General features: G+C 68.6%; 34 protein-coding genes. 25 read left to right on the top strand and 9 right to left on the bottom strand.

Annotated elements, in window-relative coordinates:
- The first annotated feature begins 9 nt into the window (after positions 1-9).
- The 14 genes from CPH93_RS16380 (at position 10) to CPH93_RS16315 (ending at position 7,108) form a co-directional block, all read left to right on the top strand.
- Complete coding sequence (locus CPH93_RS16380; protein WP_096213295.1) at positions 10-339, top strand: SCO3933 family regulatory protein; 330 nt, start codon at positions 10-12, stop codon at positions 337-339.
- A 2-nt stretch (positions 340-341) separates the two neighbouring features.
- Positions 342-1,685, top strand: a complete 1,344-nt coding sequence (locus tag CPH93_RS16375) for an FtsK/SpoIIIE domain-containing protein (protein WP_096213294.1) — start codon at positions 342-344, stop codon at positions 1,683-1,685.
- 85 nt (positions 1,686-1,770) lie between these two features.
- Complete coding sequence (locus CPH93_RS16370; protein ID WP_096213293.1) at positions 1,771-1,965, top strand: hypothetical protein; 195 nt, start codon at positions 1,771-1,773, stop codon at positions 1,963-1,965.
- Positions 1,966-1,970: 5 nt separating this feature from the next.
- Positions 1,971-2,159, top strand: coding sequence for a hypothetical protein (locus CPH93_RS16365; protein WP_159395011.1), 189 nt, complete (start codon positions 1,971-1,973; stop codon positions 2,157-2,159).
- A 70-nt stretch (positions 2,160-2,229) separates the two neighbouring features.
- Positions 2,230-2,970, top strand: a complete 741-nt coding sequence (locus CPH93_RS16360) for a DUF2637 domain-containing protein (protein WP_096213292.1) — start codon at positions 2,230-2,232, stop codon at positions 2,968-2,970.
- 12 nt (positions 2,971-2,982) lie between these two features.
- Entirely contained in the window at positions 2,983-3,162 is a 180-nt protein-coding gene (locus CPH93_RS16355) for a hypothetical protein (RefSeq protein ID WP_096213291.1), read from the top strand.
- A 5-nt stretch (positions 3,163-3,167) separates the two neighbouring features.
- Positions 3,168-3,356: a mobile element transfer protein gene (locus CPH93_RS16350; protein ID WP_096213290.1), complete on the top strand. Its 189-nt coding sequence runs from the start codon at positions 3,168-3,170 to the stop codon at positions 3,354-3,356.
- A gap of 11 nt (positions 3,357-3,367) precedes the next feature.
- Positions 3,368-3,523 (top strand): hypothetical protein, encoded by a 156-nt coding sequence (locus CPH93_RS36180; RefSeq protein ID WP_096213289.1) that lies wholly within the window; start codon positions 3,368-3,370, stop codon positions 3,521-3,523.
- Positions 3,524-3,547: 24 nt separating this feature from the next.
- Positions 3,548-3,826, top strand: coding sequence for a hypothetical protein (locus CPH93_RS16340; protein WP_096213288.1), 279 nt, complete (start codon positions 3,548-3,550; stop codon positions 3,824-3,826).
- 94 nt (positions 3,827-3,920) lie between these two features.
- Positions 3,921-4,118, top strand: coding sequence for a hypothetical protein (locus CPH93_RS16335; RefSeq protein WP_096213287.1), 198 nt, complete (start codon positions 3,921-3,923; stop codon positions 4,116-4,118).
- A gap of 5 nt (positions 4,119-4,123) precedes the next feature.
- Positions 4,124-4,324: a hypothetical protein gene (locus CPH93_RS16330; RefSeq protein WP_096213286.1), complete on the top strand. Its 201-nt coding sequence runs from the start codon at positions 4,124-4,126 to the stop codon at positions 4,322-4,324.
- A complete protein-coding gene (repSA, locus tag CPH93_RS16325; protein WP_096213285.1) occupies positions 4,321-5,718 on the top strand; it encodes a replication initiator protein RepSA in 1,398 nt (465 codons plus the stop codon). Before CPH93_RS16330 ends, repSA begins: the two co-directional genes overlap by 4 nt.
- Positions 5,719-5,720: 2 nt before the next feature.
- Entirely contained in the window at positions 5,721-5,930 is a 210-nt protein-coding gene (locus CPH93_RS16320) for an excisionase family DNA-binding protein (protein WP_096215467.1), read from the top strand.
- Positions 5,930-7,108 carry a tyrosine-type recombinase/integrase gene (locus tag CPH93_RS16315; protein ID WP_096213284.1) on the top strand — a complete coding sequence of 393 codons (1,179 nt, stop codon included), beginning with the start codon at positions 5,930-5,932 and terminating at the stop codon, positions 7,106-7,108. Before CPH93_RS16320 ends, CPH93_RS16315 begins: the two co-directional genes overlap by 1 nt.
- Positions 7,109-7,301: 193 nt before the next feature.
- On the opposite strand, the gene CPH93_RS16310 is transcribed toward CPH93_RS16315, so the two are convergent.
- From CPH93_RS16310 to CPH93_RS16300, 3 genes are all read right to left on the bottom strand, one after another.
- A complete protein-coding gene (locus CPH93_RS16310; RefSeq protein WP_096213283.1) occupies positions 7,302-8,528 on the bottom strand; it encodes a cytochrome P450 in 1,227 nt (408 codons plus the stop codon).
- A 156-nt stretch (positions 8,529-8,684) separates the two neighbouring features.
- The gene (locus CPH93_RS16305) at positions 8,685-9,530 is read right to left on the bottom strand and encodes a DUF4097 family beta strand repeat-containing protein (protein ID WP_096213282.1); all 846 of its coding nucleotides are present in this window, start codon (positions 9,528-9,530) and stop codon (positions 8,685-8,687) included.
- 83 nt (positions 9,531-9,613) lie between these two features.
- The gene (locus CPH93_RS16300; protein ID WP_096215466.1) at positions 9,614-10,129 is read right to left on the bottom strand and encodes a toxin-antitoxin system HicB family antitoxin; all 516 of its coding nucleotides are present in this window, start codon (positions 10,127-10,129) and stop codon (positions 9,614-9,616) included.
- A gap of 925 nt (positions 10,130-11,054) precedes the next feature.
- On the opposite strand from CPH93_RS16300, the gene CPH93_RS16295 reads away from it, so the two are divergent.
- On the top strand, positions 11,055-11,609 hold the full coding sequence (locus CPH93_RS16295) for a GNAT family N-acetyltransferase (protein WP_096213281.1): 555 nt from the start codon (positions 11,055-11,057) through the stop codon (positions 11,607-11,609).
- A 67-nt stretch (positions 11,610-11,676) separates the two neighbouring features.
- Entirely contained in the window at positions 11,677-12,435 is a 759-nt protein-coding gene (locus tag CPH93_RS16290) for a class I SAM-dependent methyltransferase (protein ID WP_096213280.1), read from the top strand.
- A 55-nt stretch (positions 12,436-12,490) separates the two neighbouring features.
- Here the strand turns inward: CPH93_RS16290 and CPH93_RS16285 are convergent, their stop codons facing one another.
- Complete coding sequence (locus tag CPH93_RS16285) at positions 12,491-13,516, bottom strand: bifunctional DNA primase/polymerase (protein ID WP_096213279.1); 1,026 nt, start codon at positions 13,514-13,516, stop codon at positions 12,491-12,493.
- Between the two features lie 562 nt (positions 13,517-14,078).
- Here CPH93_RS16285 and CPH93_RS16280 point away from each other — a divergent pair.
- The 8 genes from CPH93_RS16280 (at position 14,079) to CPH93_RS16245 (ending at position 20,918) form a co-directional block, all read left to right on the top strand.
- Positions 14,079-14,384: a hypothetical protein gene (locus CPH93_RS16280; RefSeq protein ID WP_096213278.1), complete on the top strand. Its 306-nt coding sequence runs from the start codon at positions 14,079-14,081 to the stop codon at positions 14,382-14,384.
- Between the two features lie 214 nt (positions 14,385-14,598).
- Positions 14,599-15,780 (top strand): acyl-CoA dehydrogenase family protein, encoded by a 1,182-nt coding sequence (locus CPH93_RS16275; protein ID WP_096213277.1) that lies wholly within the window; start codon positions 14,599-14,601, stop codon positions 15,778-15,780.
- The gene (locus CPH93_RS16270) at positions 15,777-16,832 is read left to right on the top strand and encodes a bifunctional MaoC family dehydratase N-terminal/OB-fold nucleic acid binding domain-containing protein (protein WP_231977377.1); all 1,056 of its coding nucleotides are present in this window, start codon (positions 15,777-15,779) and stop codon (positions 16,830-16,832) included. The genes CPH93_RS16275 and CPH93_RS16270 overlap by 4 nt, the downstream gene beginning before the upstream one ends.
- Before the next feature lies 1 nt (position 16,833).
- Entirely contained in the window at positions 16,834-17,970 is a 1,137-nt protein-coding gene (locus tag CPH93_RS16265) for an acyl-CoA dehydrogenase family protein (RefSeq protein ID WP_096213276.1), read from the top strand.
- Positions 17,967-18,458, top strand: a complete 492-nt coding sequence (locus CPH93_RS16260; protein WP_231977375.1) for a MaoC family dehydratase — start codon at positions 17,967-17,969, stop codon at positions 18,456-18,458. Before CPH93_RS16265 ends, CPH93_RS16260 begins: the two co-directional genes overlap by 4 nt.
- Complete coding sequence (locus tag CPH93_RS16255; RefSeq protein ID WP_096213275.1) at positions 18,455-19,621, top strand: lipid-transfer protein; 1,167 nt, start codon at positions 18,455-18,457, stop codon at positions 19,619-19,621. The genes CPH93_RS16260 and CPH93_RS16255 overlap by 4 nt, the downstream gene beginning before the upstream one ends.
- Before the next feature lie 263 nt (positions 19,622-19,884).
- Positions 19,885-20,418, top strand: coding sequence for a SigE family RNA polymerase sigma factor (locus CPH93_RS16250; RefSeq protein ID WP_093484260.1), 534 nt, complete (start codon positions 19,885-19,887; stop codon positions 20,416-20,418).
- A gap of 26 nt (positions 20,419-20,444) precedes the next feature.
- The gene (locus CPH93_RS16245; RefSeq protein ID WP_096213274.1) at positions 20,445-20,918 is read left to right on the top strand and encodes a nuclear transport factor 2 family protein; all 474 of its coding nucleotides are present in this window, start codon (positions 20,445-20,447) and stop codon (positions 20,916-20,918) included.
- Positions 20,919-21,175: 257 nt separating this feature from the next.
- Here the strand turns inward: CPH93_RS16245 and CPH93_RS16240 are convergent, their stop codons facing one another.
- From CPH93_RS16240 to CPH93_RS16215, 5 genes are all read right to left on the bottom strand, one after another.
- Complete coding sequence (locus CPH93_RS16240) at positions 21,176-22,147, bottom strand: sporulation-delaying protein SdpB family protein (RefSeq protein ID WP_269460163.1); 972 nt, start codon at positions 22,145-22,147, stop codon at positions 21,176-21,178.
- 8 nt (positions 22,148-22,155) lie between these two features.
- Positions 22,156-22,707, bottom strand: a complete 552-nt coding sequence (locus CPH93_RS37605) for an SdpA family antimicrobial peptide system protein (RefSeq protein WP_443031470.1) — start codon at positions 22,705-22,707, stop codon at positions 22,156-22,158.
- A 77-nt stretch (positions 22,708-22,784) separates the two neighbouring features.
- Positions 22,785-23,321 (bottom strand): hypothetical protein, encoded by a 537-nt coding sequence (locus CPH93_RS35790; protein WP_159395008.1) that lies wholly within the window; start codon positions 23,319-23,321, stop codon positions 22,785-22,787.
- A 180-nt stretch (positions 23,322-23,501) separates the two neighbouring features.
- On the bottom strand, positions 23,502-23,927 hold the full coding sequence (locus CPH93_RS16225) for an SdpI family protein (protein WP_176969367.1): 426 nt from the start codon (positions 23,925-23,927) through the stop codon (positions 23,502-23,504).
- A gap of 920 nt (positions 23,928-24,847) precedes the next feature.
- Positions 24,848-25,669, bottom strand: coding sequence for a helix-turn-helix domain-containing protein (locus CPH93_RS16215; RefSeq protein WP_096213270.1), 822 nt, complete (start codon positions 25,667-25,669; stop codon positions 24,848-24,850).
- A gap of 49 nt (positions 25,670-25,718) precedes the next feature.
- On the opposite strand from CPH93_RS16215, the gene CPH93_RS16210 reads away from it, so the two are divergent.
- Positions 25,719-26,087, top strand: coding sequence for a cupin domain-containing protein (locus tag CPH93_RS16210; protein WP_096213269.1), 369 nt, complete (start codon positions 25,719-25,721; stop codon positions 26,085-26,087).
- Positions 26,088-26,091: the final 4 nt, after the last annotated feature.

Below are 26,091 nucleotides of genomic sequence, written 5' to 3'. Positions count from 1 at the left end.
GAACGTTTCATGCCTTCGTTCAAGATCGACACTTCGACCGCTGTGGTGTTCGTCGCGACCGCGCCGACGCCGAAGCTGAAGAACAAGCGGACCGGCGAGATCGCCATCGACAGCGAGACCGGCGCCAACATGCTGGTTGTGGGCCTGCTGGTATCGGATGAGGGAGAGGGAAACCTCTACCAGGTGGCCGTGCCGGAGACGGGCGTCCCCGAGGGTCTGACCCCCGGCATGCCGGTCTCGGTGGTAGGGCTCAAGGCGCGGGACTGGGAGAACGAGTTCAACGGCGAGAAGCGGCACGGCATCGCCTTCCGCGCTGCGGCGCTTGCTGCGGGTGCCTGATCATGACCGACCTGACCACCGTGCTGGAGGCAACTGGCGCCTTAGCGGGTGTGGGTGGCCTCGGCTACGCGAAGGTTCGTGCGCCTCGTGTGTATTGGTCGCTGGTGGGTCTGCCGATCACGTGGGGCCGGTTCACGGTGACGTACCGGTCGACGATGGATGTGTGTGGGCTGACGGTGCAGCCGTCTCGTCTGCGGGCGTTCATGGCGCGCAATGTCGCCCGGCGCGAGGTGCAGCCGGTTCCGCCGAAGGTCCGCCGGGTGCGGGGCACTTCGACCGGACTGCGTGTGTCGCTGCGGCTTCCGGCCGGTCTGGAGCCTGCGGATGTGGCGGCGGCCTCCCAGCGGCTGCGGCACGCCTGGGGTGTCCACTCGGTCAACGTGATCGAGGCCAAGCCGGGTGTTGTGGAGCTGCGGATGACCGGCTACGACGTGCTCAAGCGGGTACGGATGCCGCGCCGGGTCAAGGCTGCGGACATGGTCGTGCCGGTGGCGTTGCGCGATGACGGGACCGTGTTCGTGCGGGACTACCGGCAGGTGCCGCACAGTCTGACGCTGGGGGCGAACTTCTCGGGTAAGTCGATGTTCCAACGCAACCTGGTCGCCGGGCTGGCGAAGATGCCGGTGGGGCTGGTGGGGATCGACTGCAAGCGCGGGGTGGAACAGAGCGCGTATGCGCCCCGCCTGTCTGCCTTGGCCACGACGCCGGAGACTGCCTCACAGGTGCTGGCCGTGCTGGTCGAGGAGATGGAAGCCCGCTTCGATCAGCTCAGTGAGCATCACGTCTCGGACCTGTGGGATCTGCCCGCTCGGGTGCGGCCGGTGCCGCTGGTGGTCCTCGTCGATGAGGTGGCGGAGCTGTTCCTCGTCTCGGCCAAGAAGGATGAGGAACGTCGGGACCGGATGGTTATGCAGATGGTGCGGCTTGCGCAGATGGCTCGTGCGGTCGGCATCTATCTGGAGGTGTGCGGGCAGCGCTTCGGCTCCGAGCTCGGCAGGGGCGCCACGATGCTTCGTGCCCAGCTCAGCGGTCGTGTGGTGCACCGCGTCAATGACAAGCAGACCGCTGAAATGGGTCTGGGTGACATCGCTCCCGATGCCGTGTTCGCGGCAACGATGATCCCGGCGGACCGGCCCGGCGTCGCGGTCGCGGGTGACTCCTCCGGCGGTTGGTCGCGCATCCGTACCCCCGCCATGTCACCGGCCGAAGCGGCTCAGGTCTGTCGCGACTACGCGCACCTGACGCCGGACCTCCCGGCTCTGGTGCCCTTCCGGCCGGCCGTGGTCGCCGAGCCGACGACTGACGATGCGGTGCCGCTGTTCAAGCCGCAGCCCGTCACCGAGTAACTGTCTTTTCTCGCACATCGGTTGGCGTGACCGTCTCGCGCCAGGTCCCTACCCCGTCCATGCCTCAAACAGAAGGAGAAAGCTCATGTTCGGACGCAAGAGCCAGGAAGAGCGCGCCTACAACGAGAAGAGCAAGGCGTTTGGTGGATGCCCGCCGTGTGACGACTGCAACGGCTCGGGCGAAGACAGCAAGTCCTCCGCCGGCTGCGACCCGTGCGACTCGACCGGCATCGACATCGGCCCGCGTGGCCGTGCCCGCTTCCAGTCGCGCGAGCGGTGATCTCGGTGGCTGCCCGTAAGGCCATCAAGAAGCCCGCTGCTCAGGCTTCGGCGGGGCTGCCGTGCCCGGACTGCAAGGCGGGACAGAACTCCGAGACGTTCCAGGTCGGTGCCCGCAAGAAGCGCGACAGCCCGGACAAGCAGGAAGCGCTGTGCCTGACCTGCTGGGGCACCGGCGAAGTCCCCACCACCTGATCCGCCGCGAGCCGGGCGGAGATCCCACGGGCCCGCCCGGCCCGGCCAGAATCCGGAAGGAGGAACCGCGATGCGCTCCAAGTTCCGCCTGGACGCTGTGCTTGTTCAGGCTGTGATCGCTGGTGCCCTGTCCTTCGCTCACCTCCACGACATCGCCGAAGCGGCCGGACAGCACGGCTGGAAAGCCTGGGCCTACCCCGTCAGCGTGGATCTGCTGTTCGTCGCTGCCTGGCGCCGCCTGCGCATCCTTCGGGCTGACGAGCGGGCTGCCCGCGCTGCCTGGACCTGGTTCGTGATTGCGCTGGCCGCATCTTTGGGCGCGAACATCGCCACGGCCGGACTTCTCGACCTGGGCGCCGTGCCGGCCTGGCTGCGGATCCTCGTCGCGGGATGGCCTGCTCTGGCCTTCCTCGGCGGCACCCTTCTCGCCCACACCCCCACCACCGAACCGGCAGAAACCGACCGGGCCCAGACGTCAGCTGACGTCGAAGAGACCGGCGTGAACCGCATGCCGGAGACCGTCCCGGCACAGATCTCGCCTGCGGCCCCGACCGCACCCGAGCCGCTACCTGCGGCCCCGGATCAGCCGGCCGTACCTCCGGCCGAGCCTGCTCCCGCCGCACCGGCGCCTGAGCCTGCGCCTGCCGCTCGGCCGGCTCCCTCGGTCCCGCCTGCGTTGCTGGATCACGCCCGGAAGATCGCCGACACCCACCGCGCGACGACCGGCTCACCGATCGACCGCGACACCTTGCGCGCCCGCCTGGGCGTCCCGCCGATGCTCGCCGACGCCATCACCGCCCAACTCACCTAAGGAGAACCCACCATGCACGCCTTAACGCTCCGCGGCCTGAACCTCGCCCTCGAACTCGCCCACCAGGGCCTCCTCGTCGACGCCGTACAGATCGGGATGCTCACGATTGATCAGGCCAGCCCCGAGGAACTTCCCGCCATCCGCGACTGGCTGGACGCGCACACCGGCGACTCGGCCCGCCGGGAGGGGTGACGTCGATGCCTCGTCCAAACCGCTTCTACGACGTGCTCCGCATCGGCCCCGTCCAGGTCGGCTCCCACCACGACGGCCACGGCCGCACCAAACACACCGCCGCCTGCACCGCCCCCGGCTGTGGCTTCTCCGCCGACTACCGCGACCGCTCCGCCGCCGAACTCGCCGCCCGCACCCACCACTGCTCCGCCTAGGAGGAATCGCCATGGACGTCCCGCTCTGGCTCGCCTTGACCGTCGTCGCAATTCTCGGCGTCAAGCTCGCCCGTCCCCCGTGGTGGCTCGTGGCCGTGTTCCTGCTCGGTGGCTACCTCCTCGCTGACAGTTTCGTCGGTCCCGCCATCAGCGCGGCCATTAAGTAGCCCACCACCGAGGGGAGGCAACCCGTGCGCCACCCGGACGCCCAGCTCCGCGCCAACCACCGTCCGGCACACCTGATCCCGCCCGGCGTCGATCCGCGCAACGTCGTCATCGTCCAGGCTCCGCCCCGCTCCTACGCGGGCCCGATCATGCTCACAATCGCGATCACCTTCGGCGCTTCGGTCGTCCTCATCGTGTTCGCCATTGCCTTCCAGATCGCCGCCGCAGCAGCCGCAGCAGCCGTCCCGACCATCGGCGGCGCCAGCATCACGATCAAGCTCGCCCGCAAGCAGCACAAAAGCTGAACGGCCCCCGGGGCGGCCTCGGTCGCCAAACTTCCGCCGCCCCGGGCGCCAGCAACCCCTTCCAGACCTCTCGACCCGAAAGGGACTGCTCATCATGCCCGAGAACGTCACACGCACACCCGCCCGCACTCGCGTATGCCGCGACTGCGACGGCTTCCCCGCCGTCGCCATCACCACTGGCCAGACCAACCCCGACGGCACCCGCCGCACCATCACCGCCACCTGCCGGACCTGCCACGGCACCGGCAATGCCCCGGCCGCCGCCCTCCTCGCCCCGCAGATCGCGAGGTGACCGGCATGTTCCCCAAGACCGCTCGTCCCGCCGCCGACTTCCCCGGCCTGCGCGTCAAGTCAGGCAGCCAGTACACGACCGCTGAAGGCGACTACGTCTGCGGCTGTGGTGCGGAAGACCATGCCAACGGCGACGCCGACGTCAAGGCCCTGGTGGAGAACTACACCGCCCACAAGAACGCCTGCACCGGACGGGGTGGCCGATGACCGACTCCGCCACCCTGGCGGGCCTGGACCCGACCACCCTGGGGGACCTCCTCCGGGTGGCCGGGTCCCCCGGCTTCGACCGCTGGCAAGACCAGATCCGTCGCACCGGCGCGTGCGCCGATCCGATCCACCTCACCGGCGCCACGAAGACGATCGACCGCGCGACCGGCACGGTCCTGCATGCCTACTCGACCGATGTTGAGCCCGGTGGGCGGCTCCGGGTGGCCTGTGGCAACCGCCGTGCGTCGCGCTGCCCGTCTTGCGCCTGGACCTACGCGGGCGACACCTACCACCTCATCCGCGCCGGGCTCACCGGCGATGAAGCCAAGGGCACCCCGGAGACCGTCCGCGACCACCCCCGCGTCTTCGCCACGCTCACCGCACCGTCCTTCGGCCCGGTGCACAACCGACCTGACAACGGCCGCCGTCCCTGCCGCTGTGGCGTCCACCACCAGGCCGACGCCCCCGAACTCGGGACCGCGCTGGATCCGGAGCGCTACGACTACGCGGGCGCAGTGCTGTGGAACAACCACGCCGGCCACCTGTGGCGGTACGTCACCATCTACCTGCCCCGCGAGCTGGCCCGCCGTGCCGGCATCACGCAGAAGGCGCTCAAGGAACAGCTTCGCGTCTCCTACGGCAAGGTCGCCGAGTACCAAAAGCGCGGCGCGATCCACTTCCACGCGGTCATCCGCTTCGACGGACCCGACGGCCCGGACACCGCACCTCCAGCCTGGGCCACCCACGCCCTGCTCACCGACGCTCTGCAGGCCGCCGCCGCACGGGCTGAGATCGTCCTCGGCTCTGTCGGGAATCAGCCGGAACGGGCCCTGCGCTGGGGCACTCAGCTCGATGTCCGCCCCATCGGGGCCTTCGGAGCCGGTGAGGACCTCACGGAACAGGCGGTGGCCTCTTACGTGGCGAAGTACGCGACCAAGGCCGCCGAGACCACGGGCACCGTGGATCGCCGCATCGGCGAAATGCACGAGCTGGACAAGGTTCCCGACCTGCCCGACCACACCCGGCGCCTGATCCGCGCCTGCCGCGACCTGGACGAGCTCTACCCGGACCGGAAGCTGTGGCAGTGGGCCCACATGCTCGGCTTCCGCGGCCACTTCTCCACCAAGTCCCGCCGCTACTCCACCACCCTCGGCGCCCTCCGCCAGGTCCGCGCCGACTACCGCGCCGCCCAGCAACGCGCCGCCCTCGGCCTCCCCGCCCCCGACGACCACCCCGAAGCCACCACCCGCGTCATCGCCCACTGGGCCTACGCCGGCCACGGCCACACCCCCGGCGAGTCCTGGCTCGCCGCCAACATCGCGAAGGAGATCCAAGCCAACCGTGAGATCTCCCGTGAAGTACGCGCCGAACTCGACACCGAAGGGGAGTGGTGACCGTGGCTGATCGCCTGCTGACCGTGCAGGAGGTTGCTGAATGGCTCGGTACGACGGTCCGGTTCCCCAGGCGGCTCATCGAGGAACGGCGCATCACCTTCGTCAAGGTCGGTCGCCATGTGCGTGTGCCCGAAAGCGCCGTTGCCGTGTTCATCGAGGACAACACGGTGCAGCCCGTCGCTCCGCTCCGTCCTCTGCGGGCGGTGGCCTGATGCCAGGTAAGCGCAAGAGCCGTCGCCAGTTCGGCAGGGTGCGCAAGCTGCCTTCGGGGCGCTACCAGGTGCGCTACCCCGGACCGGACGGCATTCTGCGACCGGCGGACCGGACGTTCCTGACGACCACGGATGCGGATCTGTGGCTGGCCAGGAAGCGGATCGAGATCGAAGAGGGGCGCTGGCTCGATCCTGCTGAGGGCAAGGCGATGGTTCAGGACTGGGCGGCTCGCTGGCTGGCTTCCGTGGGCCCGCAGCTCAAGCACAAGACGTGGGCTACGTACCGCTCGATCATTCAGTCGCAGATCAACCCGGTACTGGGAGACCGGGAGCTCTCCAGCGTGCGCCCCATCACGGTGGCGGAGTGGGTCTCCAAAATGCAGACGGACGGCATGGGAGCGTCCTGGATCCGGCAGTGCTACCGAGTGCTTGCACAGATCATGGATTCGGCAGTGGACAACGGAATGATCGCGATGACGCCATGCCGTGGGGTGCGCCTGCCGCGTATGCCTCAGACCGAGCCGCACATCCTCACGCCGCAGGAAGCATCGGAGATCGTTGCCAACGCCAAGGCGCCGCACGATCTGCTGATCGCCCTGCTGGCCTTCGCTGGCCTGCGCATCGGTGAGGCCTTCGCCCTTCGGCGAGCAGACATCGACGTCGGCGCCCGCCTCCTGGTCGTGGACGAGAACCTGGCGGAAGCCAACGGGGCCCTGGTGTTCGACACCCCGAAGTCACATCAGAAGCGCGTCCTCTCGCTCGCCCCGTCGCTGGTTGATCGGCTGTCGGCGTATCTCGACCGCTTGCCCGGTGGAGAGGACACGCTTCTGTTCACCAACCGCGCCGGCAATCCGCTCCGGTACAACCAGTGGCGCAAGGCGTACTTCAATCCGGCGGTGGCGGCGGCTGGGCTGAAGGACGTCACCCCGCACGATCTGCGGGCCTCGCACGCCACTTGGGTAGCGGATCGGTACGGAGTGATGACGGCGGCTCATCGGCTCGGGCACAGCAATGCCAGCGTGACCACGCGCCACTACGCCCGTCCTGCTGCCGGTCGGGATGCTCAGGTGGCCGAGGCGTCCGAGTCCTGGATCGGAGGGCACGACATCGATCTAGGGGCACGCGGCGGGCACGGTGACAGTCCTCAGACTGGGGAAGAGCCTCCGGCGAGCCGCTGACCTGCACGAACGGCTCACCCTGCATGATCCGGGAAGACATCTTGAAAACTGTCGTGGCGGCAACGTCACCGTGGGTTCAAATCCCACAGCCTCCGCAGATGGAGCACTGAGAGTGGCCCCTGACCAGGGAAATCCTGGTCGGGGGCCGTTTTCGTTTCCGATCGCCGGGCATCCGTGGATGACCGCGACGGTTTTACCGGGCTGTTTCCGTCCAGGTGACCGGCAGTTCGTGGACGCCGTAGATGTTCATGTCGGTCCTGAGTTTTACGTCGCCGGCGGGGATGGCGAGCTTGAGGGTTGGGAAGCGTCGCAGCAGTCCGTCGAAGCTGGCGCGCATTTCGATGCGGGCCAGTTGCTGGCCGAGGCATTGGTGGATGCCGTGGCCGAAGGACAGGTGGCCGCGGGCCTTGCGGTGGATGTCCAGGGTGTCGGGGTTCTCGAAGCGCTGAGGGTCGTGGTTGGCGGCCAGCATCGAGACGACGACGGTCGATCCCTCGCGGATGGTCTCGCCGCCGAGTTCGATGTCCTCCGTGGCGTAGCGGAAGAGGATGTCGACAACGGAGAGGTAGCGCATGAGTTCCTCGACGGCATCGGGGAGCAGATCCGGGTTGGCGCGCAGTTCGGCCAGCTGCTCGGGGTGCTCCAGGAGCGCGAAAGTGCCCAGTGCCAGCATGTTGGCGGTGGTCTCGTGGCCCGCGAGCAGCAGCAGGAAGGCGGCGCCGGTCAGCTCCTCGATGGTGAGGTCGTCATGGCGGGCCAGGTCGGACAGGATGTCTTCGCTGGGGGCGGCGCGTTTGCGCGTGACCAGTTCGGCGAGGTACGTGGTCAGTGCCTCGTACGCGGCCATCTTCTCCTCTAGCGACTGGTCCTTGACCATGAACTTGGCGGAGTTGACCTGGAAGGTCTCCCGGTCCGCGTAGGGGACACCGAGCAGTTCGCAGATCACCAGCGAGGGCACCGGCAGCGCGAACTCCTTGACCAGGTCGACGGGCGGGGCGAGGCGCGCCAGTTCGTCCAGTTGCTGCTCGGTGATGGCGATGATGCGCTCTTCGAGCATTTTCATGCGCTTGACGGTGAAGGCGCCGGTGAGCCTGCGCCGCAGCCGGGTGTGGTCCGGCGGGTCCATGGCGATGAACATGCCCGGTATCTGCGGGGACGGTTCTGTGGCGGCGGGCATGCCGGGGGTCTCGTACGGCACGTGGAGAATGCCGATGTCCTGGCGGGAGCTGAACCGGGTGTCGGCCATGAGCTGGCGGACCGCGTCGTAGCCGGTGACGATCCAGCCCTCGTGACCGTCGGGGAAGACCAGGGGACTGACCGGGCGAGCCTCGCGCAGCCGGGTGATGTCGCGGGGCGGGTTGAAGGGGCCCGCATCGCGATCCATCGGGAGGCCGTTCGGGAAGGGAGCCGTTTGACTCATCGGATGTCCTTTCGTGGCGGGTGGTGTGGCCGGACGGTGTCGGACGGCGGCTGCGGGCTTGCGTGGTGTGGGCATGACAGAAGCCGCAATGGGGCCCTCCCGCTCGAAGGGTGAAGTAGCGGGGAGTTGGTGTGAGTTGGGGATGTGCGGGGCTGCTCAGGGCTTGGCGCGGAGGACGTCGATGTTGCCGTGTCGGGTGCGGGCGCGGACCTCGACGGTGTCCTCGGCCTTCTCCGGGGACTCGGACGCGGTGAGCGTGTTGCGTACCTGCCCGAAGCCCGAGCTGACGTCGAGCCAGGCGGCCGTGCCCTCGCGGATACCGACCTCGATGGCGCCGTAGGAGGTCTCCAACTGGACGGTGCCGCGGGCCACTTCGGCCACGCGCAGGGTGCCGTTCGCCGTGGTCGCGGTGACCGACCCCTCGGCGCGCACGACGTCGATATCGCCGTTGGCGCCGCTCACCCGCAGCTCCCCGGTCGCGGCGCCGATGGTCGTGCTGCCGTGCGAGTTCTTCAGGACCGCGGGACCGTCGATGTGGCCGACGCGCAGGCTGCCGGAGCTGGTGGTGATCTCGGCCTTGCCTTCGACGCGGTCCACGGTGATAGAGCCGTGGGAGGCGGTCAGCTGGAGCGGCCCGGTCGTGTCGAGGCGGACGTCGCCGGACGAGGTCTTCACGCGGACCTCGCCGAGCCGGCCCTCGCCGAGCACCTGGGCCCAGGCGCCGGTCATGTCGATGCGTGAGCCCGTGGGCAGTTCGACCGTGACATCGACGGTGCCGGGGCGGCGAAGCGAATTGCGCAGCTTGGGGGTCCTGACGGTCAGGGTGCCGCTTGCGTACGTGACCTCGGTCTGCTCGGCCGACCGCACGTCCCGGTCCTGCTTCGGATCGCGGGGCCGCACCTCGACGACCGTGTCGAGGCGGTCGCCCGCGGTGAACTGGATGGAACCGGCCTCCACGTGCGCCGTGGCCGAGATCGGTTCGGGAGTGTCGAAAGAAGGCATGGCTGTCCCGTCCTCTTGGGTCTCATGGTCGTCCCCGCTGGTGGGGACGTGGTGTGGGTGAAGTGGAGCGGGCGCGGGCGCGGCTAGCGCACCCAGCCCTTGAAGTTCTGTCCGATGGTGTGGGCCTTCTCCGTCGTACGCGGCCGCGTGCCGCCGTCGACCGCGGCCGACACGGCGCGCACCAGCCATGCGTTGACCGACAGGCCCTCGCGGTTCGCGGCCTCCTCGGCGCGCGCCTTGAGGTGGGCCGGCAGTCGCAGATTGACGCGGGCGGTGCCACCGTCGTCGTCTATGGGGGGCGGCGCCGCGAGCGGTTCGGCGGGTGCGGCCGCTGCTTCCAGGTGACCGCTGGTACCGGGCGGCAGCGTCACCACGAAGTCGGGGTCCAGCCCGCGCAGCCGTACGTCGACCGAGCCGGGGGCGAGCTCGCGGGTGATCTCGTCCATCGCGGCGGAGAGCACATTGAGCATGGTCAGACGGGTCGCCGACTCCAGAGGAGTGGTGAGCCGCTCAGCCAGCTCGCGGGCATCTTCCCCGCCGGCTTCGGCGGCCACCGCGAGTTCGCGACGCAGGGTGTCGACATACGGAGTGAGGTCCATGACGGCATAGTGGCACCACTGTGGTGCCATGCGCAAGTCCGGGTGGTGTCTTGTGTGGGGCGGGATTGGGAGTGCGCCGCGCTGAACTGGGGAAATGTGAAGGGGTGGCGTGGGTCATTGTGGCGCCATGCGTGGTTATTTGCCTGTTGGGGGGCGAGGAGTGGTGCGGGGTGGCGCTGGATGGCGTCGGGTGGCACCGGATGGCGCCAAGACGTGCCATCCGACGACATGCGATGCCGTGTGATGTCGCGAGAGGGCGGGCTGACGCAGCCTCGCTGTATGCCGCTGCGGGCCGCGGACTGTGGAGGGAGGCGCTGGGTGCTCCTGGGGCCGTCCGTCTTCTCCGGGCTGATGACCAGTGCCGGCTCTCTGTCGCTCCGGCCAGCGCCACGCCTGGGTGGGGAGTCGTCGAGGATGGCCGCGAAAGATTCGACGAGGGACAGGAGGTGCTCGTAGGTCTTGTGGCCGTACGTCCACCCGATCACGCGGTTCCCCTCGATGCGCCAGCCCAACTGGGCGTCGTGCATGCGCCGTTCCATGGCGTACGTGCTGATGAGAGCCGCGAGTTGGGATTGGAAGCGCAGTAGCGGACCAGATGGGTGCCGCCGTGATGCGGTTCACCGTGCCGGATTTTGGCGCTTCTTCTTATCGTGGTCCTTCCGTGGCCGGGTGAGGTGCGAATTTGTCGAGGTGGTGGAGGGGGATTTCTTTATGGGGCAAGTGGGGGTTTCTAGGAATTCGAAGGGCGCGGTGTAAAGGCGCTTGGTCTGCGGGAAGGAAGGGATTTTCGTGTTGGGCAGTGGCTGATTTGTTGGCGGGGAGGTTTGTGTGGGTGGCGAGGTAGGGTGGGTGGGGGAATTGGAATGTGAATGTGAATTGCGGATGTTGTTGGGTGCCTGTCTGGGCGTCGTGCGGGAAGTGGGGTGTGGTCGACGTGGGTGTGCGTAGGGCGGGGGCCGGGGTCCGATGGGGCGCTGTGGTCGTGCGGCGGGCCGAGGGGAGGGATGCGCGGCGACTCACGCGGATGGTGCGCGGTTCGCGGGCGTATGAGGGGCGGTATGCCGCGATGGTCGAGGGGTATCGGGTGGGGCCGGATTACATCGAGGCGCATCGGGTCTTTGTGGCTGTGGCCATGGGTATGGATGTTGATGTGGAGGAGGGGGTTGGTGGGGAAGCCCATCGTGGTGAGCGGGTGTTGGGGTTTTATGCGTTGGTGGTGGAGCCGGCTGAGTTGGATTTGATGTTTGTGGCGGATCAGGCGCAGGGGTACGGGATAGGGCGTCGCCTGGTCGAGCACATGCAGGGTGAGGCGCGGCGCCTGGGGATCGAGCGGGTGCGGGTGGTTTCGCATCCGCCCGCCGAGGGTTTTTATCGCAGCGTGGGTGCCCGGCCCGTCGGAATGGTGCCGGCGAATCCGCCGGCGGTGATGTGGGACCGTCCGGAGCTCGCTTTCCTGGTCGGGAGTCAGGGGGAGAAGTAGCAGGGGCGAGGGGCAGTGGGGGCGTAAATCGCTGGCAGGGTACGAGGGTTGCGGTGAGTGTGGAGGTATGAGGCGTTCGTTTGAGGAATTGGTGGCCGAGGCTGAGGCCGTATCGGTTGAGGGGTGGGACTTTTCGTGGCTGGACGGGCGGGCCACGGAGGAGCGGCCCTCGTGGGGGTATCAGCGGGCGATGGGCGAGCGGCTGGCGCGGGCGTCGGCCGCCTTGGACGTCCAGACCGGCGGCGGTGAGGTGCTTGCCGGGGCGGCGAAGCTGCCGCCGGTGATGGTGGCGACGGAGTCCTGGCCGCCGAATGTCGCCAAGGCCACCGCGCTGCTGCATCCGCGCGGGGCGGTCGTGGTGGCCGATGCGGACGAGCCGCCGCTGCCGTTCGGCGATGCGGCGTTCGACCTGGTGACCAGCCGTCATCCGGTGACGGTGTGGTGGGCGGAGATCGCCCGCGTGCTGCGGCCGGGGGGCACGTACTTCTCCCAACAGGTCGGTCCGGCCAGCGTGTTCGAGCTGGTCGAGTACTTTCTGGGGCCGCAGCCGGAGCACGTACGGCGGGCCCGTCATCCCGAGGACGCGTGCCAGGAGGCGGAGGCGGCGGGTCTTGAGGTGGTCGATCTGCGGGCGGAGTCGCTGCGGACCGAGTTCTTCGACATCGGGGCGGTCGTCTACTTCCTGCGGAAGGTGGTGTGGATGGTCCCCGGGTTCACGGTGGAGCGCTATCGGGAGCGGTTGCGGGAGTTGGACGAGTTGATGCGTCGCGAGGGGGCGTTCGTGGCGCGGACGACCCGGTTCCTGATCGAGGCGCGTAAGGCGTAGGTGGGGTGGGTGGAGGCCTGAGGTCCGTGCCTGGGGGCTGTGGTGTTCGGGGTCGCTAGTGGCTGTCGGGTGTGGCGGGGGGTGTGGCGCGGGCCGCTGAGGCGATCGTCGCGCGGGCCTCGTGTGCGGACAGGCCGGTGTCGCGGGCGGCCTGGGTCAGGCGGGCGGCGAGTTCCTGGCCGAGGCCGGCTTCGTGGGCGCGGCAGGCGGCCCAGAAGAGCCGGGCGTTGCGCTGGCCGTCCGGGGCGGTGCGTACGAAGCGTATGAGCGCCGCGGCGTGCTGGGGTGCAACGTCGGGCGGGGGCTCGCGGTGGGCGGACGGTGACGGGGCGAGGAGGAGGTCGAGCAGGGCGCCCGGCAGGGGGGCGGGGTGGCGGGGTGTGCGCGGTGCGTGGGCATATCGCCCGTGGGTGGTGACGGAGCCGGGGCCCACGAGATAGCCGGCTGTGCCGCGGACGTCGATGCCCGGGGCGAGCCGTCCGGCCGAATTCGGTACGGGGGGCGACGGCGGGCCGGTGAACCAGAGGTGGCGGCCGCCGCTGGGGGTGAGGACCGTGACGGTCGGCGGGATCGGGAAGTCGTGCTGTTCGGCGAGGAACCGCAGGGCGGTCAGGCCGTCGGCGCCGTTCTTGGTGTCGAGGTCGATGCCGATGAGGTGGTGCGGGGGCCGTCCGCAGGCGATGCCGTAGCCGGTGGCCCAGGGGGCGGTGGCGAACATCCGGCGGATGGTGAGCGGGTCGGTGCTCGCGTCATGGACGCCGTGCCCGAGCCGGCCGCACTGGCCGCGGCAGGGCGGGCTCTCGGGACGGCCGCGGTGCGGGGACCGTATGGCGGGGAGCTTGTTGCGGGTCAGCGGGATGACGGGGTAGCCGCGGCCGGCGGCGAGGAGTGCCTCGGCGAGCGCGGCGGCGTGCGGTTCCGGCGGCTCGGTGGGGCCGGCGGCCGGTGCCCCGGCGGGCTCGGTAAGCGTGCTGTTCGGTGCCTCAGCTCCGGGTGCCTCCGGGGGCTCGGTGAGGGCGGTGTCCGGCGTCTCTGCGGACTCGGTGCGGGCGGTGCTTCTATGGCGTCGGTGCGTGGCCATGAATCCATTTTCGTACGAACGTTCGATGAAAGGAAGGGGGGTGTGGACAGAGCGGCCCGTGCGCCGGGTGCGTCGGCCGGGTGGCGCGGGCTTGGTGCGGGACGGGGTAGGGCGGCGGCTTTGTCGAGGGACGTGTGGTGGGGGTGTGGCGGGGCCCTGCCGTTGTCGAGGGGGTGTGCGCGGGTGAGAGCGCCGGGCGGCGGGGGGTTTATTCGGGGGCGCTCATGCTTGCGGGGGAATCGGGGCCTCGCGATGGGTTCGCCGCGGATCCGTGGGCAAGCCTGAGTGCGCGACGTCGAGGAAAGCATCGCGGTGGTCGGCCAACTGCCCGGTGAAGCAATCAAGTTCCAGTGATTCGAGGTCGGTTCGCGTGAGACGTGATGCGTGAGACCGGACCGCCGGACCACCGGATCGGCAATCCGTCCCGCGCAGCAGATCCGTACAAGCAAAGCCGTACCAGCAGAGCCGTAAGTCAGCCGTACATCAGACCCCCGCGCAGCAGATCCGCGTCCGAGCCGGCGCGGCAGATCCAGAAGTCGTGTTCCGTAGGAGGAAGAGAAACATGGCAAGCATCCGTACCGCCCGCGTTCTCGCCGCGGCCGCCGCACTTCCCTTCGCGGCCGTGCTCTGCACCGGCGTGGCGCAGGCCGACAACGGCGGCTTTGCGACCAGCGGGTCGAGTTCTGCGGCGACGAGCCAGGAGGGGAGCGGTGTCGGCGGCGCCAACCTCGGCAACTCGACCACCGGCCAGCAGGTCGCCAACGGAGCCGGCGCCTCCAATCAGAACAACACCGCGAGCGTGAACGGCTCCGGCCCCACGCAAATCGACCAGACCAACACCACCGTCAACTTCACCAAGCTCTGGTGAGTCGGCGGCCCGCCGCAAGGGGAGTGCGGTGCGGCTGACCGACGGGTGAGGCGTCAGGGTCGGCACGGAGTGAATGGGGCTGCTCCGGAGTTCGCTGCGCCGGCCTTGACAGTGAGCGGGTTTCTGACGGACAGTCAGAAACCCGCTCGCTTCGTTCGTGTGCCCGACTCCCTGCGCACCGGGCGTACGGCCACCAGAAGGGGAGGCCGCCGACGTGCACCTCGCCCCCACCGCGCGCCAGGAGCAGCTGCGCAGCCAACTACGAAGCTACTTCCGTGAGGTGCTGCCGAACGGGCCGGTCGAGGACGCCGCGGAGCAGCGTGCGGTGCTGCGCCGGATCGGCGCCGACGGCATGCTGGGGCTGGGCTGGCCGACCGCGTACGGCGGGCAGGGCCGCGGGCCCGACGAGCAGTTCGTCTTCTTCGACGAGGCGTACCGCGCGGGCGCTCCGGTCTCGATGGTCACCCTCAACACCGTCGGCCCGACCCTGATGAAGTACGGCACCCCGCAGCAGAAGGACTTCTTCCTGCCCCGGATCCTCAGTGGCGAGCTGGTCTTCGCGATCGGCTATACGGAGCCCGAGGCCGGCACCGACCTTGCCGCACTCCGCACCCGCGCGGTGAAACGGCCGGGTGGCGAGGGCGCCGCCGACGACGCCCACTGGCTGATCAACGGCGTCAAGAGCTTCACCAGCAACGCCCACCGGGCCGACTGGATCTGGCTCGCCTGCCGCACCGACCCCGACGCGCCCAAGCACCGAGGAATCTCCCTGATCCTGGTGCCCACCGACGCACCCGGCTTCTCCTGGACGCCGATCGAGACGGTCGGCGGTCTGCGGACCACCGCCACGTATTACGACGGCATCCGCGTCCCGGCCGGGAACCTCGTCGGCGAGGAGAACGGCGGCTGGCAGCTGATCACCCACCAGCTCAACCATGAACGCGTCGCCCTGGCCGCCCTCGGGATGCAGGCCGAGGACTCCTTCGACGCGGCGCTGGCGTACGCCCGTACGCCGGAGCCGGAGAGCGGCGAACGGCCCGCGGACCGGCCCTGGGTACGGTCTCGGCTCGCCGAGGCGCACGCCCGGCTGGCCGCGACCCGGCTGCTGAACTGGCGGCTGGTCGGCGACGTGGGAACCGGGACGCTCAGCCCGGGAGATGCCGGCGGGGTGAAGTTCGCCGGGACGGAGAGCGCCGTCGAGGTCTACCGGATGTGCCAGGAGGTGGCGGGGGACGCCGCCCTGGTGCGGGCCGGTTCACCGGGCGCCTTCCGGGACGGCGAACTGGAGCGGATGAACCGTGCCGCGCAGATCAACACCTTCGGGGGCGGAGTGAGCGAGATCCAGCGGGAGATCGTCGCGACGATGCGGCTGGGGATGCGGAGGGGGCGGCGATGAGCGAGGTGGCGCAGGAGGAGCCGGCGGAGTCGGTGCAGGGGGAGCGGACGCACCGGGAGCCGGCGCGTGAGGTGCGTACTGCCCGGGCCGTGGACGTGCTCCCCCACGAACGGCTCAAGGCGTACGAGGGGCGGCCGGCCGCGACCGCGGGGGTCGGCAAGGACCTGGTCAACGCGCCGATGATCAGGCACTGGTGCGAGGCGGTGGGCGACACCAGCCCGGCCTATCGGGGGCCGGATGCCATCGCCCCGCCGACGATGCTCCAGGCCTGGACGATGGGTGGGCTCTCCGGCCATACGGACCGCTCGGGCGCGTTCGACGAACTCTTCGCGCTGCTGGACGGCGCCGGGTACACCTCCGTCGTGGCCACCGACTGCGAGCAGGAGTACCTGCGGCCGCTGCGGCCGGGCGACCGCATCACCTTCGACGCGGTGATCGAAGCCGTATCGGAGCGCAAGACGACAAAGCTGGGGACGGGGCACTTCGTCACGACGCGGATGGACGTACGGGCGGACGGGGAGCTGGCGGGGACGCACCGCTTCCGGATCCTCAAGTACGCCCCGGCGGCCGGGAAGGCCCCGGACGCCCGGGAGGCCCCGCCTGAGCGGAAGCCGGAGCCGCCCGCCGCAGCCGCTCAGCCCGCCCCGCGGCGCCCCCGCCCCGTCATCAACCGCGACAACGCCGGCTTCTGGGAAGGCGTCGCCCGGCACCGGCTGCTGATCCAGCGGTGCACGGGCTGCCGGACGCTGCGGTTCCCCTGGCTGCCGGGGTGCTCCCGGTGCGGGTCACCGGAGTGGGACACCGTCGAGGCGAGCGGAGCGGGAACGGTCTTCTCCTACGTCGTGCTGCACCACCCGCCCTTCCCCGCCTTCGACCCGCCCTATGCGGTCGGCCTGATCGAACTCGCGGAGGGGGTGCGGATGGTCAGCAACATCGTCGGCGTCCCGTACGACCAGGTGCGCATCGGCATGCCCGTCCGGCTCACCTTCCAGCGGGTGGACGAGGAGTACGAGCTGCCGGTCTTCCGTGCGACGCCGGGCGGTGAGGGGTGACATGGACTTCACCCCCACACCGGAGCAGATGGCGGCCCGCGAACTGGCCGCGGAGATCTTCGGCGATCTGTCCACACCAGAGCGCCTCGCCGACTGCGGCGGCGGTACGGACGCCGAGCTCTGGAAGGCGCTGTGCACGGCCGGGCTGCCGGGCGCGGTGGCCGAGACCGGGCTGATCGGACTCGTCCTGATGCTGGAGGAGCAGGGGCGTACGACGGCGCAGGTGCCGTTCGCCGCGAGCTGTGTCTACGGCCTGCTGGCGGTCGGCGCGCACGGCGATGCGGACCAACGGGCGCGGCTGCTCCCGGCGTTCCGGGACGGCGCCGCGATCGCCACCGGGGCCTTTCCGGCCCGGCCGGGCGGGGTGCGGGCGGCGCCGTCGGCGGACGGGACGGGGCGGCTGACCGGCAGCGTCCCCGTCGTGCCGTGGCTGCGCGCGGCCACCCATGTGCTGGTGCCGGACGGGACGACGCGGACGCTGTGGCTGCTGCGTACGGATGCCCCCGGGGTGCGACGGGACCCGGTCGAGACCACCGCCCCCTGGTCGGCGGGCCGGCTCACCCTGGACGACGCCCCTGCCGAACGCCTGGGGCCGGCCGCGGCCGAATGCGTGGGCTCGGACGAGGCCGCCCCGCACTCGCCCGCCTCCCGCCGCCCGTACGCCGATGTCCTGGCCACCGCCCGTACCGCCTTCGCAGGCATCCAGGCCGGGGTCTGTGCCGGATCCCTGGCCCGTGCGGTGTCCCACACCACCACGCGTGAGCAGTTCGGCCGTCCCCTCTCCACCCACCAGGGCGTCCTGCTGCGCGCCGCCGACGCCTATATGGACACCGAGGCGATCCGGCTGACCGCCTACGAGGCTGCCTGGCGCCGGGACGCGGGCCTGGACGCCGGGGAGCAGGCGCTGACCGCCGCCTGGTGGGCCGCCGAGGCGGGCACCCGTGTGGTGCACACCGGCCAGCATCTGCACGGCGGTATCGGCGCCGACCTGGAACACCCCGTCCACCGGCACTTCCTGTGGGGCCGGCAACTGGCCGGCTATCTGGGCTGGGGGGCCGAAGTGCTGGAAGAGCTCGGGCAGTTGCTCACGTCGCGGGAAGCACGGGATCTGCAGAATCGGCAGGAGGCCACCCCATGAAAGCCGGTGACGAGATCAAACCCGGTGACGAGATTCCGACGCTCCCCATCCCGATCACCCGCACCCTGATCGTCGCCGGAGCACTCGCCTCCCGTGACTACCAGGACGTGCACCACGACACCGAGGCGGCCCGGGAGAAGGGCGCCCCGGACATCTTCATGAACATCCTCACCACCAACGGGCTGGTCGGCCGCTACCTCACCGACCACTTCGGGCCGCGCTGCGTCCTGCGCAAGGTAGCCATCCGCCTGGGCGCCCCCAACTACCCAGGAGACACCATGGTGTTGCGCGGCACCGTCACCGAGGTGTCGGACGGTACGGCCGTGGTGCGGATCGTCGGTGCGAACGGCCTCGGCCACCACGTAACCGGCACGGCGACAGTGAGCCTCCCGGAGAACGCGGCGGCAGCGAGCCTCCCGGAGAACGCGGCAACGGCGAGCCACCCGGAGGACGCGACGACGATGAGCCACCCCAAGGGCACACAATGAGCATCCACCGCCCCGACTCCCTCGGCGGCCGCGCCGCGATCGCCGGAATCGGTGCGACCGAGTTCTCCAAGGACTCCGGCCGCAGCGAACTGAAGCTCGCCGTCGAGGCCGTACGGGCCGCCCTCGACGATGCCGGGCTGACCCCCGCGGACGTCGACGGCATGGTCACCTTCACCATGGACACCAACCCCGAGATCACCGTCGCGCAGGCGGCCGGCATCGGCGAACTGTCCTTCTTCTCCCGGGTCCACTACGGGGGCGGCGCGGCCTGCGCCACCGTCCAGCAGGCGGCCCTCGCGGTCGCCACCGGCCTCGCCGAAGTCGTCGTCTGCTACCGCGCGTTCAACGAGCGCTCCGTCCGCCGCTTCGGCTCCGGCGTACAGCGGCGGGAGCCCTCCGCCGAGGGGGCGGCACTCGGCTGGAACCTCCCCTTCGGCCTGCTCACCCCCGCCTCCTGGGTCGCCATGGCCGCCCAGCGCTACCTCCACACCTACGGGCTGACGCCGGACGCCTTCGGCCATGTCGCGGTCACCGACCGCCGCCATGCGGCCACCAACCCGGCCGCGTACTTCCATCGCCGGCCCATCACCCTCGCCGACCACGCCGCCTCCCGCTGGATCGTGGAGCCGCTGCGGCTGCTGGACTGCTGCCAGGAGACGGACGGCGCCCAGGCGCTCGTGGTGACCTCGCCCGAGCGGGCCCGCACGCTGCCTCACCCGCCGGCGCTGATCACGGCCGCCGCACAGGGCGCGGGCCGCGCCCAGGAGCAGATGACCAGCTTCTACCGCGACGCGCTGACCGGCCTCCCCGAGATGCAGGTGGTCGCCCGCCAGCTCTGGCGGACCTCCGGACTGACCCCCGCCGACATCGACGTCGCGATCCTCTACGACCACTTCACCCCCTTCGTGCTGATGCAGCTGGAGGAGTTCGGCTTCTGCGCCCCCGGCGAGGCCGCCGATTTCGTCGCCGCGGACGCCCTCCCCCTCAACACCCACGGCGGCCAGCTCGGCGAGGCCTATCTGCACGGCATGAACGGCATCGCCGAGGCCGTCCGCCAGCTCCGCGGCACCTCCGTCAACCAGGCCGGCACCCCCGCGCATGTGCTGGTCACAGCGGGCACGGGGGTGCCGACCTCAGGGCTCGTCCTGGGCGCGGACGGCTAGCGCCTGCCTGGCAGCGTCCGTAGGTCACCGCCGCCCGCCAGGCCTGCGACACCGCCCGGGAGGAGGAGGCGGCCTGGACGCAGGGCTGAGGCAGGTGAGGTGCATGAGGAGGTTGTGGCAAGCGCCGTCCCCTTGGGGGAGTCGCCCCTGCCGGTCCCCCCAAAGGAGGTCCGGAGGGGCCCACCCGTACAACTTGAGGCGGATGGTGCTTCGGCACCTGGGGGCGATCCGCCGGGCCCACCCTCGCTTCTAGCGTGGTCCACATGACCACGCCAGTGTGCACAAGCGCTTCGACCGCCGCTGTGTTCCCGACGTTCTCGTCCTATGTACGGACCCGGGGGCCGGTCCTGCTGCGCGCTGCGCGGTCGCTGTCCGGCAACCCGAACGACGCCGAGGACCTCCTCCAGACCGCGCTCACCAAGACCTTCATGGCCTGGGAGCGCATCGAGGACCACCGCGCCCTGGACGGCTACGTCCGCCGCGCGCTGATCAACACCCGTACCTCCCAGTGGCGCAAGCGCAAGGTGGAGGAGTTTGCCGTCGACGAGCTGCCGGAGCCGGACCCGCTGCCGGCGCCCGACCCGGCCGAGCTCCAGGGCCTGCGCGACGCGATGTGGCGCGCGGTGCTGCGGCTGCCGCCCCGCCAGCGGGCCATGGTCGTCCTCAGGTATTACGAGGACTTGAGCGAGGCCCAGACCGCCGAGGTCATGGAGGTCTCGGTCGGCACGGTCAAGAGCGCCGTCTCCCGCGCCCTGGCCAAGCTCCGGGAGGACCCGGAGCTGGGGATGATCGCCTGACGGAGGCGCGGTGGTAGGAAGTGGGGATGGACACCGAAGCCCTTGATCCCATCGACCGTCTGATCGCTGAGCGAGCCTGCGAGCGTCTGATCATCGAGTTCGTCCGCAAGCTCGACCTGGGCGACCCGGGCGAGGTGTCCGAGCTGTTCACGGCTGACGGAGTCTGGGAGTGGGCTGAGGGCGACCGCAGGATCCAGGGCCGTGACGCACTTCGGGCCTACTTCGGTTCTCGGCCTGCGGACCGGCTCTCGCGCCGCATATGCACGAACATCCTGGTGACTGTCACATCCGAGTCGACGGCGACCGCGACCACCTACTTCACGACGTACCGCGTCGACGGCCATATCGACGGCATGCTGCTCCCACGGCTCCCGGCACAAGTGGGGCATTACGAGGACACGTTCCGCAAGGTCGACGGCCGGTGGCTCCTCGGAACCCGTTCCACGTTTCTGGCTTTCGGCGGACCGACGGAGCACCTTGGGGCAGCTGATAAGCCGTAAGGACGGCGATGTGGTGCTCGGCACCGGCGAGTTGCCTGTCACCGGTGACGCGGACGGCCGGTCGGTCTGTGGGCCAGACCGGCCGGAAGAGTGCCGACGGGTAAGGCTCCCGTGCCGTTGAGGGAGGGTTTGAAGCCTCCACTCATCGGCACGGGAGTCTCGTTGGTTCCCGTTGTGCCGCACTGGGACCGCCGCATGCGTGAGCCGCATGGGACACCATGCTCGTCTTCGACGGTCGAACCGCGGGTCAGCTCGCCCTACGACCCGATCGCTACCGCGTCGGGCCCGCTTATCGGCTCCGGCTCAGCAGGCGCGGACGAGTGACTGTTCCGAGTGGACCTACGGGTGCGTGAGAGCAGGTTCTTCAGCCGTGGGGGATTCGAATCGATACCCCTTGATGCCGCGCAGATCACCGCTCCTACCATAATGAACCCAAAGGAGACAATGCCAAGCTGCAAGATGATCAGAATGTGGAGGCATGCGCTGATGAGCGCAGCAGCCGTCTGCCGGGACCCCCGCCGCAACAGAAGGAGCGCGATCAGGCTTTCTGTGAAAATCGTCCCCCATGCAGACAGGAGAGCGATAAGAGTGATGCCCGTAGCCCAGCGAAACAGATCGGCGAACAGGCCAGCTGCTCCGAAGTTCTCCATGCGCGCGACGTAATACGTTGCGCTGCCTTCTGCCCACGGACCGACAGACAATTTCGCCAGGGCGCTATTGAGATATATGTATGCAACTTGAAGTCGCACACCCCACCAACCGGCCCACGCGAGACCGTGCCAGATCGACCCCTTTTGCTCTGCACTGCTGGGCTTTTGCCAGTGCCACGTCCGCCTGTCATTGGCGCACGCCAGGATGAGGAAGAAGGTGACAACTTGCGCAACAGCATCGCCGCCGTCAGGTAGCGATATGGACTGACCGATGGAGAGCGATGCCCAGAAATGCAGCAGGGTTGTGTACCGAGGCAGAATGCCGCTCGCGGCAATCAGAAGCATGCCCAGAACCAGGAAATTGAGGAGCTGCCGATCTGCAGAGCCCGCCAGGCAGTACAGTGACGCCGCCTGCACCGGGGGCGAACAGCCAATCTCAATCTCGGCCCCACCCACGGGAACGAAGAGGTGAGATGCCGGCGTGAATATCAAGATCGACGCCTGAGCAAGTGCGATCATTGACCTCCCTGCCCCGAGAGTCCGGGACTCGGCAGGAAAGCGCCGGACGGATCGCTCCATCAACACGGCTATTTGCTTCGCGAACACTTTGCCTCCACAAAAGCAGCTTTCTTGTCGAGGCGCCATCCTTCATACCTATCGCGAAACTTCCACGGAACAGGTCTCGACTCCACAAGCACCAGTCGCCCGCAAAGAGTGGGGACCGGAGACGAGTTCGTGACAGAGGTAGGCGTCGAGGACCCGGCGACCACCACTGGGCAATCCCCCTCTATCGCCTCGCAGTTCTCCCACTTCTGCACCTGGTTGGCCATGCTGGCAACCTCTGGGCCCTGCGCGCGCTGGCGTCGCGTTAGGCCGTAGAGATTGTCCGAGCGCGAATTTGGAAGCCGCCCCGCATAGGCAACACCATCGTCAGACACAACGTAAGGAACGAACTCAGAGTCACTCGGAGGTTTCGTAAAGAATGCCCAGCTCTGGGGTAAAAACCTCGCTGACAGCGACCGAAGCTCACCTCCGTCACGCGTGGAAAGTACGTTGCTTGGCAGTGAAAAGAAGATTGATCCAGCCAGCAAAGCTCCGACTAAGAGGATGCCGCCGGCAGCAGAGACCAGGCCTGACACTGAGCGAATCGACTCAAGGCCTCTCCCCTCGGTGGTCCGCTCGTCAGCGTTCTGCTCGGTGATCGCCGGGCCTCGACTCACGTCAGCGCAGAGGTCAGGGCATCGACAAACGCGTCGCGCTCGATATCCGAGCCGGCCGGGCTGCCATCCTCCAGATACCACGTAACGACCACGAGGGTCGCGAGGGCATTGGTGGCAACTCCAGCGGTCGTGTACGCGACGGCGTTGGCTGCGCCAACGGCATTCACGTAGATGGCCACGTACGCACCCATCCAGAACCAGCCGCTTGCCTGCGCCTGTGCCTTGCCGCCGCTCGCAGGCTTAGCGTTCTTCTTGACGTACTCGTTGAAGGTCACCGAGAAGTCGCGGAGAGCGGCGTCAACGCGCACAGGGTCACCGGAATGGAACGGAATCGCCATGTCTTCGTGGAACCTGGGGTGAGTCGCCAGGTACCCCGCGATGATGCGACTCAGCGCTTCTTCGTTGGTGTGTGGCTTATCGGGATTGAATCCGAGCATCTGCTTCAGCTCTGGATGCGCATCTGCGATCGGCCCCTGGGCGGCGAGCAGCAGCTGCAGAAGCTCCGCGTCGCTGTACTTGGCGGTATCCTTCACACCCTCCTTGAGCTGCGCTTTGCCGGGTGCAGAAGGCCTGCCGCCGTCGTCAGCAAAGGCACTCTGGGTAGTGACTCCGCCCGCCACAAGGATAGAGCTGGCCGCTACTGCGGCGACTATGTTTCTAGGTCTTAACTTCACACTGTCCTCGCTTGGTGATGTTGTTCAGCATGAGCTGAACTATCTGTGTGAACGGCCGGCTGCGCGTGCAGCCGAATTCGCCTTGACCGCTGCTGCTGTGAGGAGCGTGAGAACCGCCACGATTCCAGCCAATGGGACGGCGATGGCAGCTGGGTTATCGGCATCGCTCAGCGTCAGCGCCAGGCTGATTGCCAAGGTAGCCGCGCCCACGGTGTAGGCGGTCAGGTAAGTCACCGTCAGCATCGGAGATGCAGACGCATGCCCTGCCTCCCATGCACTGTCCGAAGACATCGTTGCCTTGGTTCGGATGCCAATCACAGAGTTGCGCCGGATATTTCCACTCGCCACTTGGTTCTTCACGTAGTGAATCACCGCGCCCAGCGCGATCAGCCCTGTGCCGAATACCCATCCCGCGACCGGATCCATTACTCGTCCTCCAAGAACGCAGACATCATCTTCTCCCATTTGGAGACGCTATACGCGTCCATTCGCCAGCAGGGATCAAGTCACCCATCAACGCGTTAGATCACCCCCCGTTCATTTGCGTATTCCCCGCTAATTTGCAGGGAATTGCAACATCTCAACCATAGTGCGGTCGCCTCGGGTTCCCGAAGATCTTTTCAGGACATTCCCCTGCTTGCCGGCCGCTATCTGCGGGTCTCGATCAGGTCAGCAGCCTGCTGAGGAGAGAACAGGCCGGCGGTGGCCTGGATGACCTCACTCATGTGCTCGCTGTGACCGAGGTGGCGGGCCAGTGCCCGGCAGTTCTTCAGGTGGGCATGCCGTGCAGAACCTCATCTGATGCAGGAAGTCACCTGAGATTAACGCGGATGCGCAGTACGCCTCGTAGAGCTGATCCATGACCATTCCCCCGTGTTCATCTTGGCGAGGATCTCCGTGCCGTCCGGCAGCATTGCAAGGAATGTACGGTGACCGTCGTGGCACATGGTTCACATGGCGTTAGCACTGGCGCAAGTGCCTTACCAGCCCATGGCTGGAATGCCGCCTCCTCCGTGATCGAAATGGACTGGTTCACTCCTCACGCAATCGAATATCGGAGCAGGAAATTCTGGGTGGCACGTGGGTGGCGAGCGGCAATGTCGCCATGCAGGGCAAGATGAGCGACGACCTGAACGCCCCAACCTCCATTCGGACATTGGCGCTGAAAGGTGCACTCTGTCTTCTCGTGCGTGAAGTGAGACTGGCCGAAAGTGCATGCCTGCCGGCGAAGTACGGCAACTGGAGAGGCGTCTACAACCGGCTGCGGACGTGCGCCGTCGACGGTACCTGGGAGCGGGTGTTGACCGAGCTGGTAGTCGACGAGCTGCCGGCGCCCGACCCGGCCGGCGTGCCGTCGCGGGCCCATGCGCCCGCCGTCCAGGGCGCTATGACGACGGAGCCCGCCGCGTGGCGGCATAGCGCGCGGGCGGGATGCCCACATGGCGCGTGAAGTGCCGGTTCAGATGCGCTTGATCGTGAAAGCCGACGAGGGTCGCGACCTCCGCCGCCCGCCGGCCGTCGAGCAGCAGCCCACGGGCCCGTTCGATACGTCTGCCGGTCAGGTAGGTGTGCGGCGGCAGTCCGTAGGTCTGCTTGAAGCAGCGGATCAAGTGGGTGGGATGGGCGTGCAGAACGGCGGCGGCCTCCTTCAGGGACATGCCGTCCGGCATCCGTGAGTCCAGCAGGTCCCGCAGATCGGCAGCCAGCCGGTTCGCCTCCCGTCCGGGCGTACGGGGCGGCCGGAGCGCGGCCAGGTGGAAGTGCAGTCGTTCCCGGATGAAGGACAGCCGGGACTCGGCCTCGAACGCGTCGCCCGGGTGGCCGAGGGTCGTATGCAGTTGATCGATGCGATGGCGCAGCAGCTCATCGCCGAAGACCGGGCCGTCCACCGCGCGGCCGGACAGCCCCTCGGGGAGCACGGACGAGTCGAGGTAGAGCACCTGCTTGCGGAAGCCGGCCGCGGTCACCGTCCTGCCGTCATGGGCGACACCGGGCGGCAGCAGAACGACCGTGCCGGACCCGGTCGCGCCGTGCCGGTGGCGGTCACAGGCGAAGTCGACCGCCCCGTCGCTGAGGATCATCAGGGCCCACGTGTCATGGGTGTGGGACGGATACGCGTGCTCGGTGAAGTGCGCGTGGAAGACCTCGGTGATCCCCGGAACGGCGGGCCGCCAGGCGTTGATCGTCGTACGCGGCCCCGTGGTCATGCCAGGAACGTACAAGACAGTCGCCAGCCCGGCACGGCAGTCTCACGGCATGACGTCTTCCCCGGTGCCGGTCAATCTCGCCGACAAGCTCTCGCAGTTCAGCGACCTGTGGTCACAGAAGAAGGTGGCCGACCTCAATGACTACGAGGTCAAACTCGCCAAGTTGAAGGGCGAGTTCGTCTGGCACTCCCACGAGGACACGGACGAACTCTTCCTGGTCATCAGCGGCCGGCTCACCCTCCAGCTCAGGGACGGCGATGTGGTGCTCGGCCCCGGCGAGCTGTTCGTCGTCCCCCGGGGCGTCGAGCACTGCCCGGTGGCCGACGAGGAGACCGCCATCCTGCTCCTCGAACCGGCCGGCACGCTCAACACCGGTGACGCGGGCGGGCCGAGGAGCAAGGCGCCCGAGGCCCTTTGACCGC

This window comes from Streptomyces sp. 2323.1 (assembly GCF_900221035.1).
GTDB classification, from domain to species: Bacteria; Actinomycetota; Actinomycetes; order Streptomycetales; family Streptomycetaceae; genus Streptomyces; species Streptomyces sioyaensis.
The sequence above is the reverse complement of the archived record's forward strand: the minus strand, read 5'-3'. Positions and strand labels throughout refer to the sequence as shown.

What these genes read in the sequence shown, in the direction of transcription:
- CPH93_RS16265 (WP_096213276.1), top strand. Translation starts at nt 16,834, where the DNA reads ATGGACTTCACCCCCACACCGGAGCAGATGGCGGCCCGCGAACTGGCC.
- CPH93_RS16300 (WP_096215466.1), bottom strand. Translation starts at nt 10,129, where the DNA reads ATGGACCTCACTCCGTATGTCGACACCCTGCGTCGCGAACTCGCGGTG.
- CPH93_RS16360 (WP_096213292.1), top strand. Translation starts at nt 2,230, where the DNA reads ATGCGCTCCAAGTTCCGCCTGGACGCTGTGCTTGTTCAGGCTGTGATC.
- CPH93_RS16380 (WP_096213295.1), top strand. Translation starts at nt 10, where the DNA reads ATGCCTTCGTTCAAGATCGACACTTCGACCGCTGTGGTGTTCGTCGCG.
- CPH93_RS16355 (WP_096213291.1), top strand. Translation starts at nt 2,983, where the DNA reads ATGCACGCCTTAACGCTCCGCGGCCTGAACCTCGCCCTCGAACTCGCC.
- repSA (WP_096213285.1), top strand. Translation starts at nt 4,321, where the DNA reads ATGACCGACTCCGCCACCCTGGCGGGCCTGGACCCGACCACCCTGGGG.
- CPH93_RS16310 (WP_096213283.1), bottom strand. Translation starts at nt 8,528, where the DNA reads ATGAGTCAAACGGCTCCCTTCCCGAACGGCCTCCCGATGGATCGCGAT.
- CPH93_RS16290 (WP_096213280.1), top strand. Translation starts at nt 11,677, where the DNA reads ATGAGGCGTTCGTTTGAGGAATTGGTGGCCGAGGCTGAGGCCGTATCG.
- CPH93_RS16375 (WP_096213294.1), top strand. Translation starts at nt 342, where the DNA reads ATGACCGACCTGACCACCGTGCTGGAGGCAACTGGCGCCTTAGCGGGT.
- CPH93_RS16270 (WP_231977377.1), top strand. Translation starts at nt 15,777, where the DNA reads ATGAGCGAGGTGGCGCAGGAGGAGCCGGCGGAGTCGGTGCAGGGGGAG.
- CPH93_RS16305 (WP_096213282.1), bottom strand. Translation starts at nt 9,530, where the DNA reads ATGCCTTCTTTCGACACTCCCGAACCGATCTCGGCCACGGCGCACGTG.
- CPH93_RS16315 (WP_096213284.1), top strand. Translation starts at nt 5,930, where the DNA reads ATGCCAGGTAAGCGCAAGAGCCGTCGCCAGTTCGGCAGGGTGCGCAAG.
- CPH93_RS16330 (WP_096213286.1), top strand. Translation starts at nt 4,124, where the DNA reads ATGTTCCCCAAGACCGCTCGTCCCGCCGCCGACTTCCCCGGCCTGCGC.
- CPH93_RS16370 (WP_096213293.1), top strand. Translation starts at nt 1,771, where the DNA reads ATGTTCGGACGCAAGAGCCAGGAAGAGCGCGCCTACAACGAGAAGAGC.
- CPH93_RS16225 (WP_176969367.1), bottom strand. Translation starts at nt 23,927, where the DNA reads ATGGGAGAAGATGATGTCTGCGTTCTTGGAGGACGAGTAATGGATCCG.
- CPH93_RS16250 (WP_093484260.1), top strand. Translation starts at nt 19,885, where the DNA reads ATGACCACGCCAGTGTGCACAAGCGCTTCGACCGCCGCTGTGTTCCCG.
- CPH93_RS16335 (WP_096213287.1), top strand. Translation starts at nt 3,921, where the DNA reads ATGCCCGAGAACGTCACACGCACACCCGCCCGCACTCGCGTATGCCGC.
- CPH93_RS16260 (WP_231977375.1), top strand. Translation starts at nt 17,967, where the DNA reads ATGAAAGCCGGTGACGAGATCAAACCCGGTGACGAGATTCCGACGCTC.
- CPH93_RS16255 (WP_096213275.1), top strand. Translation starts at nt 18,455, where the DNA reads ATGAGCATCCACCGCCCCGACTCCCTCGGCGGCCGCGCCGCGATCGCC.
- CPH93_RS16215 (WP_096213270.1), bottom strand. Translation starts at nt 25,669, where the DNA reads ATGACCACGGGGCCGCGTACGACGATCAACGCCTGGCGGCCCGCCGTT.
- CPH93_RS36180 (WP_096213289.1), top strand. Translation starts at nt 3,368, where the DNA reads ATGGACGTCCCGCTCTGGCTCGCCTTGACCGTCGTCGCAATTCTCGGC.
- CPH93_RS16285 (WP_096213279.1), bottom strand. Translation starts at nt 13,516, where the DNA reads ATGGCCACGCACCGACGCCATAGAAGCACCGCCCGCACCGAGTCCGCA.
- CPH93_RS16210 (WP_096213269.1), top strand. Translation starts at nt 25,719, where the DNA reads ATGACGTCTTCCCCGGTGCCGGTCAATCTCGCCGACAAGCTCTCGCAG.
- CPH93_RS16350 (WP_096213290.1), top strand. Translation starts at nt 3,168, where the DNA reads ATGCCTCGTCCAAACCGCTTCTACGACGTGCTCCGCATCGGCCCCGTC.
- CPH93_RS16245 (WP_096213274.1), top strand. Translation starts at nt 20,445, where the DNA reads ATGGACACCGAAGCCCTTGATCCCATCGACCGTCTGATCGCTGAGCGA.
- CPH93_RS16280 (WP_096213278.1), top strand. Translation starts at nt 14,079, where the DNA reads ATGGCAAGCATCCGTACCGCCCGCGTTCTCGCCGCGGCCGCCGCACTT.
- CPH93_RS16240 (WP_269460163.1), bottom strand. Translation starts at nt 22,147, where the DNA reads ATGGAGCGATCCGTCCGGCGCTTTCCTGCCGAGTCCCGGACTCTCGGG.